Here is a 13376-nt window from a genome sequence, read left to right as displayed (position 1 = left end):
GCCAAAGGTGCGGGTTTTTTCTTGCTCGGCGATCAAGCGTCCGGCACGCCCTTTTCCCACACCGGCCAGTGTTCGAGGATGTCCTGCACCAACGGATTGCCCGTGCGGTAGAGGTTTTCCAGAGCCGGCGCGAAACCGCCCTGATCGGCGTACTTGAGCAGGTTGTCCACTTCGCTGCCGCCCGGGGCGGGGCGGTCGAAGTCCGAGCCGGCCCGCACCACCGCCAGGCGCTGCACGTCCACCCGGCCTTCGCGGCTGGCGCGCAGCAGGGCCTCGTAGGTGGAGTTGTCCTCCTGCTGGGTGGTGCAGTATTCGCCCTTGCCGTCGGTCAGCAACCGCGTCCAGACCTCGGCCCGCTCGCTCAGGCGAGTGCCGGAGAACCACGTGTTGCCCGCCAGCGTGTCGCATTGCGTCACCGTCGGCGGCTGGTTGGCCGGGGCCTGCGGGTACTTCAGGCGCCAGGCCGCCGACTCTTTGCTTTCGCTGAGCGCGACGTGGCGGCTCAGGGCAAAGGCCTTGGCCTGGAGCCTCGGGTTGAGCTCGAACACTTCGGTCTTGTAGTCCAGCGGCGGCTTTTCGTTCGGGCCGCGGGTGTTGATGCCCAGGTAGCCGGTCGGCCAGTCCTTGGGCGCGTCACGGGCGTCCAGCTCCCACTGGGTGCCGAACTCCACCAGGTAGTGCGCCCACGCGGCGGTGCCGAGGGTGCCGTGCTTGGGGCTGATGCCGGCGATCCCGGCGATCAGGAAGTAGCTCTTGCGCAGGTCGAACTGCGGCGACAGCGCCAAGGCCAGGGTCGAGGCGGCGGCGTTGGTCTGGCCCATGCCGGTGACCATCAGGCACACCTGCCGGGCATTGCAGCGCACCGTCGGGTACTCGGCCGACAGCCCCGGCACGCGGACTTCCTGGGTCAGGTGCAGGCGGTCGATCCAGTGCTGCGCCTCGGGGGCGAACATGGTGATCAGCACCACCTTGGGCCGCAGCGGCTCGGGCTGGGCAGGCGCAGTCGCCGCCCAGGCGGTGGAAGAGAGCAGGGCCGCAGCGGCCAGGGAAACACGCGTCATTGCCTTCATGAAAGCCTCCTGTGATCAGAACTGGTAACCGATGCCGGCGTAGTAGCCCCAGCCGTTTGAGCGTGCACGGAAGTCGCCGTTGCCGAAGTTCAGCTCGCTGCCGTCCTCCCAGTTGCCGCCGTTGTGGAAGTAACGGCCCACCAGGGTGAAGCGCAGGTGGGTGAACGAGTACAGCAGCACGTTGGTCGCCACCGTGGCGTTGGCGGTGCGGGCGGGGTTGTCCTTGTGCAGGTCCGAGCCGAAGTCGAAGTTAGTGAAGCCGATGTAGGTCAGCGACGCGCCGTTGCTGAAGCGGTCGATGGGCACGATGTACTTGAGCTGCGCACGGTAGCCGTCCCACGAGTACTCGTTGCTGGCGCCGTAGTTCTCCCACTGGTAGCGGCCGTACAGGTTGGCCGACAGGTTGACCCGCGAATGGGTGTCGATGTCGGTGCCCAGGCCGCTGTAGAGCGTGTTGGCGCGGTTGGCGCTGTTGCTGCCGTGGTCGTAGATCCAGTCGAAGGCCACGTACCACTCCTTGAACGGGCCGATGGCCAGGCTGCGGCCGGCCAGATAGTCGATGGAGATGCGCGGTTCGTGCTCCATGAACACCGGCGAGCCGTGGTCCCACACGCCTTTGTCGTGGCTGTTGCCGATGTTGAAGATCTTCGGGATGTCGATGTAGCCGTACAGCTCGAACGGGCCCTTGCGGCCGAAGTACTCGTATTCCAGGTAGATGTCGTCGGCCGGACGAGGGCCGAAGCTGATGTCCTTGCTGCCGATCAGGGTCAGGTTCTGGTTGTACCAGTCCGACAGGTAGGCGCCTTTTTTCGGCGGGCTGGCTTCGGGGCTGAGGGTTTCGCCCTGGGCCGACTCTTCGCCCTGCGCAGGCTGCGCCAGAAGGCTGTCGCTGAGAAGTCCGGTAACGCCGGCCAGTAGCAGGGAAACGGCAAACGTGCGCGCGCCGCGGGCAGGGCGGCAGGAGGGAACGTGCATTCAAAGTCCTTTTTTGCGGATCCAGGCCCGGAATTCCGGGCTTGTACGGTTCTGGGTCGAAATGGCCGGGATAAACGGCCCGCAAACGTTTGCACAAGCCGTACCAGTTTTCAAAGAGCCCGCAGATCTGGCATCCCAACCCGGCATCGCCGGTGCCTGATCCACCGCGATCGCTGGCAAGCCAGCTCCCACAGGTATCCTGGGTGTTTGCAGGATCTACGTTCACCACAAACCTTGTGGGAGCTGGCTTGCCAGCGATAGGGCCGGGACGGCCGACATCTCTGTTGCCTGACAGGCCGCCATCGCCAGCAGGCTGGCTCCCACAGGTCTCCGGGGTGCTGGCAGGGTCTGTGCCCACCACAAAAAACCTGTGGGAGCCGGCTTGCCAGCGATGAGGCCGGGACGGCCGACATCTCTGTTGCCTGACATACCGCCATCGCCACCAGGCAGGCTCCCCAAAAAAGGCCCGAACCCCGCGCAGGCCGTGGATCTGGATCCATATTTCAAAAGCATCTAGCGCCAAAGTATTAACACCATTTGAAGAATGCCCCATCGCGGGGCATCAACTAGCGTGTGTCGGGAATGTCACGGTTTTGTGATGACCGTCGCAGTCTTGATTCGCGTGCGGAATAAGCGATGCGCCAGCACGCCCCTCAAGGAAGATTTTGGCCACGACAAGGAGTAGCCCGTGCACGCAAGGTCCGCTATCGCCCTCGTTTCGCGTTTTTCCCCACTGTCCCTTGCCGTGCACCTGAGCGTCGCCGGATTGCTGTTCGGCGGCGTCAGCCAACCGGCGCTCGCCACCTGTTCGGTGGCCGGCTCCACCGTGACCTGCACCGGCGTGCCGAGCCTGCCGCTGTTCCTCAACAACTACGCCAGCGCGGCCAACGGCCTGACGGTCAACGTCAACGCCGGCGCGCAGATGAACGCCACCCTCGGCGGTCGGGTGCTGGATCTGACCGGGGTCAACATCACCCTGAACAACTCCGGCACCCTGGACCCCGCGTTGCTGGGGCTGGTGTCGGTGCTCAGCGGCGGCGCGTTCATCGGCACCGGCGCGGCGAGCACGGTCAACGTCCTCAACAACGCCAGCGGCATCATCCGCGGCACCGGCATGCTGCTGGGCCTGAACCTGACCAGCATCGACGGCCTGGGCATCGGCGTGAACAACGCCGCCGCCGGCACCACCAGCATCACCAACAACGGCACCATCACCTCCACCGGCCTGTCGGTGGGCGGCATCAGCCTGGCCGATACCCCGGTGGTGGGCGTGTACGGCGGCTCGACGGTGAGCATGACCAACAACGGCAGCGTGCAGGGCCGGGTGGCGTTCGAGACGTCCGCCGCCGGCAACACGTTCACCAACACCGGTAGCATCACCGGCAGCGTGTCGATGGGGGCGAACAGCACCAACACCTTCACCGCGGTGACCGGTTCCAGCGTCAACGTCGGCGACGGCGTGCAGGTCACCGTCGGCCTCGGCGGGCTGATCGGGGTCAACCTGACGTTCGCCCCGACCGGGCAGATCGACGGCGGCGCCGGCGGCACCAACGCCTTGGTGCTGCAGAACACCCTCGGCGTAGGCGGCGGCACCAGCGGCAGCGGCACGGTGTCCAGCGCCACCTACGTCAACTTCAACAACCTCACCGTCAACAGCGGCACCTGGACCTTGCAGGGGCCGGTGGTCAGCGGCAGTTCGACCCTCAACGGCGGGGTGGTGCAGTTCAACAACAACGCGGCGTTCGGCAGCGGCGTATTGACCTCGAACGGTGGGATCCTCCAGGCCAGCAGCGCCGGCCTGAGCCTGGGCAACCTGATCACCCTGGGCGCCGGCGGCCTGACGGTGCAGGGCGCCAACGACCTGAGCCTGACCAGCGTGCTGTCCGGCGCCGGCGGCCTGACCAAGTCCGGCGCCGGCCAATTGAGCCTGGGGGCGGCGAACACCTTCACCGGCAACACCACGATCAACGCCGGCAGCGTGCAGGTGGGCAACGATCAGGCGTTCAGCAGCGGCACCGTCACCATCGGCGGCGCAGCGACCCTGACAGCGCCCGGCACCGTCAACCTGGCCAACGCCATCACCCTCAACAGCACCCTGACCGCCAGCGGCGCCGGGGCGCTGACCCTGAGCGGCGCGCTCACCGGCGCCAGCGGCCTGACCAAGACCGGCAGCGGCAGCCTCACCCTCAGCGGCGTCAACACCGGCTACAGCGGCACCACCACCCTGAGCGCCGGCACGTTGCGGGTCGGCAACAACAACGCCTTGGGCAGCGGTACCCTGAACGCGGCCGCCGGCACCAGCCTGGACAGCACCGCCAACGTCACCCTGAACAACAACGTCGGCCTGACCGGCAGCCTCACCGTGCTGGGCAGCAACAACCTGACCCTGGGCGGCGTGCTCTCCGGCACGGGCGGCCTCACCAAGAGCGGCGCGGCCAGCCTGACCCTGACCGGCAACAACACCCAGAGCGGCGCGACCGCCCTCAACGCCGGCACGCTGTTCGTGGGCAGCAACACCGCCCTGGGCACCGGCGCACTGAACACGGCGGCCGGCACCACGCTGGACGCAACCACCGCCGTGAGCCTGGCCAACGCCGTCAACCTGGCAGCGAACCTGGTCATCGGCGGCACCCAGGCCCTGGCCCTCAACGGCGTGGTCAACGGTGCCGGCGGGCTGGTCAAGAACGGCACCGCCGCCCTGACCCTGGGCGGCAGCAACGGGTTCGCCGGCGGCACCTCGCTCAACGCCGGCACGCTGATCGTCGGCGCCAACACGGCGCTGGGCAGCGGCGGCCTGAGCACGGCGGCGGGCACCACGCTTGACGCCAACACCACGGTGTCGCTGGGCAACGCGGTCACCCTGGGCGGCAACCTGAACGTCGGCGGCAGCGCCAACCTGACCCTCGGCGGGGTGGTCGGCGGCAGCGGCGGGCTGACCAAGAACGGCGCCGCCAACCTGATCCTCAACGGCGCCAACACCTTCCTGGCCGGCACCACCCTGAGCGCCGGCACCCTGACCGTCGGCAACGCCGGCGCGCTGGGCAGCGGCGATCTGACGGTCACCGGCGCCGCGACCCTGGACAGCAGCACCAGCGTGGCACTGGCCAACAACGTGGTGCTCAACGCCGACCTGAGCATCGGCGGCAGCAACGGGCTGACCCTGGACGGCGTGGTCAGCGGCGCCAACCGGCTGATCAAGAACGGCACGGCCAACCTGACCCTCAACGGCAGCAACACCTACGGCGGCGGCACCACCCTCAACGCCGGCAGCCTGACCGTCGGCAACGGGGCGGCGCTGGGCAGCGGCGCCCTGACCGTGGGCGGGGCGAGCACCCTCAACAGCAGCGGTGCGGTCACTCTGGGCAACGCCATCACCCTCAACGCCAACCTCTCGGCCGGCGGCAGCAACGCGCTCACCCTGGGCGGCGTCATCGACGGTGCCGGCGGGCTGATCAAGACCGGCACTTCCAGCCTGACCCTGACCGGCAACAACACCTACACCGGCTCCACCTCGCTCAACGCCGGCACGCTGATCGTCGGCTCCGCCACGGCGCTGGGCGTCGGCAACCTGAACGCGGCGGCCGGCACCACGCTGGACGCCAGCACGGCCACGAGCCTGGCCAACAACGTCAGCCTGGGCGGCAACCTGACCGTCGCCGGCAGCAATGCGCTGACCTTCACCGGCACGGTGTCCGGCGTCGGCGGGCTGATCAAGAACGGCGCCGCCGACCTGATCCTCAACGGCGCCAACACCTACTTCGGCAACACCGCGCTCAACGCCGGCAAACTGATCGTCGGCAACAGCACCGCGCTGGGCAGCGGCACGCTGAACGCGGCGGCCAACACCACGCTGGACACCAACACCGCCGTCAGTCTGGGTAACGCCGTGAACGTGGCCGGCGCCCTGAACATCGGCGGCACCGCGGATCTGACCCTGGGCGGTGCGGTGAACGGCGTCGGCAGCCTGGTGAAGAACGGCACGGCCAACCTGACCCTCAACGGCACCAACGCCTACGCGGGCGGCACCACGCTGAACGCCGGCACGCTCACCGTCGGCAACAGCTCGGCGCTGGGCAGCGGCGCGTTGACCGTCGCCGGGGCCGCGACCCTGGACAACAGTTCGGCGCTGGTCAACCTGAACAACGCCGTCACCCTCAATGCCGCCCTGACCGTCGCCGGTTCGCAGAACCTGGCCCTGGGCGGCGTGATCAGCGGCACGGGCTCGCTGGTGAAGAACGGCACGGCCAACCTGACGCTCAACGGCATCAACACCTACCAGGGCGGCACCACCCTCAATGCCGGCACGCTGACCCTCGGCACCCCGGCGGCGCTGGGCAGCGGAGCGCTCACCGTCGGCGGGGCGGCGACGCTGGACAACAGCTCGGCCCTGGTGCTGGGCAACGACATCACCCTCGACGCCGGGCTGACCGTGGCCGGCAACAACAGCCTGGTGCTCAGCGGCGTGGTCAGCGGCGCCGGCGACCTCATCAAGAGCGGCCTCGACGACCTGACGCTGATGGGCAGCAACACCTTCACCGGTGCGCTGAACATCCTCGCCGGCAGTGTCTCGACCCTGAGCAGCGGCGCGCTGGGCAACACCTCGGGCGCGGCCATCAGCGCCGGGGCCAGCCTCAACCTGGGCAGCGACGCGAGCGTGGGCGGCCTGAGCGGCAGCGGCAGCGTGCAGGTCGGCGCCGGCAGCACCCTGACCGTGGGCGGGGTGAGCACCACCAGCACCTTCGACGGCGACGTCAGCGGCAGCGGCGGCCTGACCAAGGTCGGCACCGGCACCCTGAACCTCACCGGGATCAGCGGGCTGACCGGCAACACCCTGGTGAGCGGCGGCACCCTGAACCTCAGCGGCTCGCTGGCCAGCGCCCAGGTGGATGTCGGCAGCGGCGCCACCTTCACCGGCAACGGCACAGTCCTCGGCCAGCTGAACGTCGCCAACGGCGGCCACCTGGCCCTGTCTTCGGGCAACCAACTGTCGGCGAGCGGCTTGATCCTCGGCGCCAGCGGCAACCTCGACGTGGCCCTGGCCGCGCCGTCGACCACCTCGCTGATCGACGTCGGCGGCAACCTGACCCTGAACGGCAACCTCAACGTCACCGACGCCGGCGGTTTCGGCGTCGGCGTGTACCGCCTGATCAGCTACACCGGCAGCCTGACGGACCTGGGCCTGGACGTGGCCAGCGTGCCGGTCGGCTTCGGCCTCGGCGACCTGGTGGTGCAGACCTCGGTCGGCAACCAGGTCAACCTGCTGGTGTCGGCGCCGAACGCCAACATCCGCTTCTGGGACGGCAGCCAGACCGTGCCCAACGGCTCGGTGGACGGCGGCAGCGGCACCTGGAACGCCGTCGGCTCCAACTGGACCAACGTCAACGGCACCCTGAACCAGACCTGGGCCGGCGATTTCGGCGTGTTCCAGGGCACGGCCGGCACCGTGACGGTGGACGGCACGCAACTGTTCACCGGCCTGCAGTTCACCACCGACGGCTACAGCCTGGTCAACGGCACGGCGGGGCAACTGACCGCCGTCAACGGCACCGGCGGCACCACGGCGGTGCGGGTCGATCCGGGCGTGACCGCGACGGTCGGCGTCGGCATCAACGGCAGCGGCATCCTCAACAAGCTCGACAGCGGCACCCTCGTCCTCAACGGCGCCAACAGCTACAGCGGCGGCACCGCGCTGGACGGCGGCAAACTGGTGGTCGGCAGCAACACCGCGCTGGGCACCGGCACGCTGACGGCGGCGACCGGCACGCAGTTGGACAGCAACGCGGCGGTCACCCTGGGCAACGCCGTGACCCTCAACGGCAACCTGACCGTGGCGGGCAGCAATGCGCTGACGCTCAACGGTGTGATCGGCGGCACCGGCGGCCTGATCAAGAACGGCGCGGCCAACCTGACCCTCGGCGGCAACAACGCCTTCCTGGGGCCGGTGGCGCTGAACGCCGGGGGGCTGATCCTGGCGTCCAACGCGGCGCTCGGTTCCGCCACCCTCAACGCGGCCGGCGGCACCACGCTGGATGCGGCCAGCGCCGTTTCGGTGAACAACGCGGTGAACCTGGCCGGCAACCTCGCCGTCACCGGCAGCAACAACCTGACGCTGGCCGGGGCCATCAACGGCGCCGGCAGCCTGACCAAGAACGGCACGGCCAACCTGACGCTGTCCGGCGCCAACGGTTTCCTCGGCGGCACCACGCTCAACGCCGGCACCCTGACCGTCGGCAGCGCCACCGCCCTGGGCCTGGGCAACCTGACCGTGGCCGGCGCTTCGAGCCTCGACAGCAGCGGCGCGTTCGCCCTGGGCAACGCGTTGGTGCTCAACGCCAACCTGACGGTGGCCGGCAGCAACAACCTGACCCTGGGCGGCGCCATCAGCGGCACGGGCGGGCTGGTGAAAAACGGCGCGGCCAACCTGACCCTCAACGGCACCGGCACCTACAGCGGCGGCACCACGCTCAACGCCGGCACCCTGACCCTCGGCACCGCCGGCGCACTGGGTTCCGGTGCGTTGACCGTGGCGGGCGCCTCGACTCTCGACAACACCTCGACACTGGTGCTGGGCAACGACGTCAACGTCAACGCCAACCTGACCGTGGCCGGCAGCAACGACCTGACCCTGGGCGGCGTGCTCGCCGGGGCCGGCACGGTGACCAAGAACGGCGCGTCCGACCTGACCCTGACCGGCGCCAACACCTTCAGCGGCACTTTCGACGTGCAGGCCGGCAGCCTCACCACCGTCGGCAATGCGGCGCTGGGCAACAACGCCGGGGTCAACCTCGCGGGCGGCACCACCCTCAACCTCGGCGGCTCGGCGGCCATCGCCAGCCTCACCGGCAGCGGCACCGCCGACTTCGGCGCCGGCCAGTCGCTGAGCATCGGCGGCAACAACCTGAGCAGCACCTTCGACGGCCTCCTCACCGGCAGCGGCGCCCTGAACAAACTGGGCACCGGCACCCTGACCCTGAGCGGCGCCAGCACCCTGACCGGCGACACCACGGTCGGCGCCGGCACCCTGCGGGTCAACGGTTCGCTGGACAGCGCCAATGTGCAGGTCAACAGCGGCGGCACCCTGGGCGGCTCCGGCAGCCTGGCGGGCGCGGTCACCGTGGCCGACGGCGGGCACCTGGCCCTGGCCACCGGCAGCGCACTGTCGGTGGGCTCGCTGGCGCTCAGCGGCAACTCGAACCTGGATGTCGGCCTCGGCGCGCCGGTGTCCGGCGGCGGCAGCGCGCTGCTCAACGTCAACGGCAACCTGACCCTGGACGGCGCCCTCAACGTCAGCGACCTGGGCGGCTTCGGCAGCGGGGTCTACCGGATCATCAACTACACCGGCGGCCTGACCGACAACGGCCTGCTGTTCGGCACCTTGCCGGGCAGCGTCACCCCGGGCGACCTGCAATTGCAGACCAGCGTCGGCAACCAGATCAACCTGCTGGTCACAGCACCAGGCGTCACCGTGCAGTTCTGGGACGGCAGCCAGTTGACCGGCAACGGCACCATCGAAGGCGGCAGCGGCACCTGGGGCAGCGGCACCACCAACTGGACCGACGTCAACGGCACCGTCAACCAGGCCTGGGGCAACAGCTTCGCGGTGTTCCAGGGCAGTGCGGGCACCGTGACGGTCAACGGCGCGCAGACCGTCACCGGCCTGCAGTTCGTCACCGACGGCTACAGCTTGCAGAACGGCACGGCGGGTTCGCTGAATCTGGTCAACGGTTCCTTGGGCAACGCCACCGTGCGGGTCGCCCCGAACGCTACTGCCACCCTCGGCGTGGCGCTCAACGGCAGCGGCACCCTGGGCAAATACGACGCCGGCACCCTGGTGCTCAACGCCGCCAACGGCTACACCGGCGGCACCGCCCTCAACGGCGGCAAACTGGTGGTGGGCAACGACGCGGCCCTCGGCACGGGCACATTGACCGCCGCAGGCGGCACGGCGCTGGACAGCAACACCGCCGTCACCCTGGCCAACGCCGTGGTGCTCAACGGCGGGCTGGCCATCGCCGGCAGCAACGCCCTGACCCTCGACGGCACGGTGAGCGGCAGCGGCAGCCTGTCCAAGGCCGGCGCCGCCAGCCTGACCCTCAACGGCAACAACACCTACAGCGGCGGCACGCAACTGTCCGGCGGTTCGCTGATCCTGGGCAACAACAGCGCACTCGGCAGCGGCGCGCTCAGCGTCCTGGGCAACGCCACCCTCGACAGCGCCAGCGCACTGCAACTGGCCAACGCCATCGGCCTGGGCGCGCAGCTCACCCTGGCCGGCAACCAGAACACCAGCCTGATCGGCGCCATCAGCGGCAACGGCAGCCTGGTGAAGAACGGCAGCGGCGACCTGGTGCTCAGCGGCGCCAACAGCTACACCGGCGGCACCACGCTCAACGGCGGCAGCACCCGGGGCGACACCAGCAGCCTGCAAGGGGCCATCGTCAACAACGCGGCGCTGACCTTCGAGCAGAACAGCGACGGCACCTACACCGGCAACCTCACCGGTGCCGGCACCTTGACCAAGACCGGCACCGGCGCCTTGCTGCTGACCGGCACCAACGGCTTCACCGGCAACACCGACGTGCAGGCCGGCACGCTGCGGGTCAACGGCGTGCTCAACAGCGCCAGCGTGAATGTCGCGAGCGGGGCGAAGATCGGCGGCGGCGGGCAGTTCGGCGGCAACGTGCAACTGGCCAACGGCGCGACCCTGCTGGGCGGCGGCACGGCGACGCCGCTGTCGGTCGGATCGCTGGCGCTGTCCTCCGGCAGCGTGCTGGACTTCACCCTCGGCTCGGCCGCCAGTTCCACCACGGTGGTCAACGTCGCCGGCAACCTCACGCTGGACGGCACCCTCAACATCACCAACGCCGGCGGCTTCGGCACCGGGATCTATCAACTGTTCAGCTACGGTGGCACCCTCACCGACAACGGCCTGACCTACGGCAGCCTGCCGGTGCCGACGGGCAACCTGTCGCTGCAGACCGCCTTCGCCAACCAGATCAACCTGCTGGTGCAGGGCTCGCCGGGCGAAGTGCAGTTCTGGAACGGCGGCAAGACCAACCCCGACGGCAGCATCGGCGGCGGCAGCGGCGTGTGGGGCCCGGGCACCAACTGGACCGACCCCACCGGCACCCAGGCGCTGGGCGCCAACGGCCAGTTCGCGGTGTTCGGCGGGCAGGGCGGCACGGTCAGCGTGGTCGGCAACCAAGCCTTCACCGGCCTGCAGTTCCTGGTCGGCGGCTACAGCCTGACGCCGGGTGCCGGCGGCAGCCTGACCCCGGTCAACGGGCCGGACGGCAGCCTGGCGCCGGTGCGGGTCAATGCCGGGGGCAGCGCGGAAATCTCCGCGCCGCTGGTGGGCACCGGCGGCATCGAAAAACTCGACGCCGGCACGCTGGTGCTCAGCGGCGCCAACACCTACAGCGGTGGCACCACGGTCAGCGGCGGCACGTTGATCGGCAACAGCACCAGCCTGCAAGGCAACATCCTCGACAACGCTTCGCTGGTGTTCCAGCAGAACGTCGACGGCCAGTTCAGCGGCCGGCTCAGCGGCATCGGCGCGCTGGCCAAGCGCGGCACCGGCCGCTTGCTGCTGACCGGTGACCAGCCGTTCAGCGGCGCGGTGTCGGTGGATCAAGGCGTGCTGCAGGTCGGCAGCCGCGCGGCACGCGCCTCGCTGGCCGGGCAAGTCACCGTGGCCAACGGCGCCGCGCTGAGCGGCAACGGCAGCATCGGCGCGATCGTGAACCATGGTGTGGTGGCTTCCGGCGGCACCGACGGCACCTTGAGCGTCACCGGCAACCTGACCAACGCCGCCGACGGCCTGCTGGCGCTGACGGTCAGCTCGCCGACCGCAACGCCCCTGGCCGTCGGCGGCACCGCGACCCTCGGCGGCGGCCTGCTGGTCAACAGCCTGGCGCCGTTCTCCGGCAGCACCGTGTATTCGCTGATCACGGCGGGCGGCGGCGTCACCGGCACCTTCAGCTCGGCGGACCTGCCGCAGTACGCGTTCCTCAACACCAGCCTGGTGTACAGCGCCAATGCGGTGAACCTGGCGGTCAGCCGCAACGGCAATTCGTTCGCCGATGTGGCGGCCACCGGCAACCAGCGCAGCACGGCAGCGGCCCTGTCGCGCAACGGTGCGGCGGGGGCGGCGTTGCAGAACGAGATCGTCAACCTCAGCGTGGCCGGTGCGCGCAACGCGTTCGACAGCCTGTCCGGGGAGATCCACGCCAGCACCGCCAGCGCCGTGCTGGAGGATTCGCGCTATGTGCGCGACGCGGTCAACGACCGCATGCGCCAGCCGTCGTGCAGCGCAGCGGACGATCCGCGCCGGGCCCTGGCGCCGAGCGACAACCAGTTGAGCAGCAACGGCTGCCACGGCGAGATGGTCGGCTGGATCCGCGCGCTCGGCGCGTGGGGCGAGTCGGACGGCGACAGCAACAGCGCCAAGCTCGACCGCAACCTCTCGGGCTTCCTGCTCGGCACCGACAAGCAGCTCGACGACCAGTGGCGCGCAGGCATGGCCGCCGGTTACACCCGCAGCGACCTCGACGCCCACGACCGGCGCTCGGACGCCACGGTCGAGAGCTACCACTTGGCGGCGTACCTGAGCTCGCAGTTCGATGCCCTGGCGGTGCGCCTCGGCGCGGCCTACAGCTGGCACGACATCGAAACCAAGCGCGACGTCAGCGTCGGCAACTACAACGACCGGTTGAAGGCCCATTACGACGCGCGCAGCGCCCAGGTGTTCGGCGAAGTCGGCTACACGCTCGAGGCCGCCGGCATTGCGCTGGAGCCGTTCGCCGGGCTGGCCTACGTCAACTACGACACCGACTCGGCCAAGGAAAAGGGCGGGGTGGGGCGGCTTAAGGCCGATGCCGACCAGGACATCACCTTCTCCACCCTCGGCGTGCGCGCCGGCAAGCTGATCACCCTGGCCAACGGCGGGCAGTTCACGCCGCGGGCGGCCATCGGCTGGCGGCATGCCTTCGGCGACACCCAGCCCGACGCCGACCTGACCTTCATCGACGGTGGCGCCTCGTTCAGCACCCAGGGCGTGCCGATCGCCGAGGACAGCGCCATCGTCGAGGCCGGCGTGGACTTCCAGATCAGCCCGACCGGCAAACTGGGGATCGGCTACTCCGGGCAACTGTCCGGCGACGGCAACGACCATGCGATGACCATCAGCTTCAGCCTAGGCTTCTGACTTTCATGGCCGGAGCGCTTCAGCCGCCCGCAAGGGCGGCTTTTTTTTGCCTGTTTCTGGCTGCTGTGGCGAGGGAGCTTGCTCCCGCCGGGGCGCGGAGCGGCCCTGAGCCGAGCACAGGTCGG

At 69.4% G+C, this 13376-nt stretch carries 3 protein-coding genes; 1 reads left to right on the top strand and 2 read right to left on the bottom strand.

The features are described 5' to 3' along the window. Nucleotides 1-32: 32 nt before the first annotated feature. Together CAG33_RS08580 and CAG33_RS08575 are read right to left on the bottom strand one after the other, a co-directional pair. Complete coding sequence (locus CAG33_RS08580; RefSeq protein WP_085579559.1) at nucleotides 33-1070, bottom strand: purine nucleoside permease; 1038 nt, start codon at nucleotides 1068-1070, stop codon at nucleotides 33-35. A 15-nt stretch (nucleotides 1071-1085) separates the two neighbouring features. Further along, the gene (locus CAG33_RS08575; RefSeq protein ID WP_085637777.1) at nucleotides 1086-2045 is read right to left on the bottom strand and encodes a nucleoside-specific channel-forming protein Tsx; all 960 of its coding nucleotides are present in this window, start codon (nucleotides 2043-2045) and stop codon (nucleotides 1086-1088) included. A 688-nt stretch (nucleotides 2046-2733) separates the two neighbouring features. Between CAG33_RS08575 and CAG33_RS08570 the strand changes: the two genes are divergently transcribed. Beyond that, nucleotides 2734-13251, top strand: a complete 10518-nt coding sequence (locus tag CAG33_RS08570) for an autotransporter-associated beta strand repeat-containing protein (protein ID WP_085637774.1) — start codon at nucleotides 2734-2736, stop codon at nucleotides 13249-13251. Nucleotides 13252-13376: the final 125 nt, after the last annotated feature.

Origin of the sequence: Pseudomonas sp. B3(2017), from assembly GCF_002113595.1 — a bacterium.
GTDB lineage: Bacteria > Pseudomonadota > Gammaproteobacteria > Pseudomonadales > Pseudomonadaceae > Aquipseudomonas > Aquipseudomonas ekonensis.
Note: the sequence above shows the minus strand (reverse complement) of the source record. Positions and strands in the feature narration are given on the sequence as shown.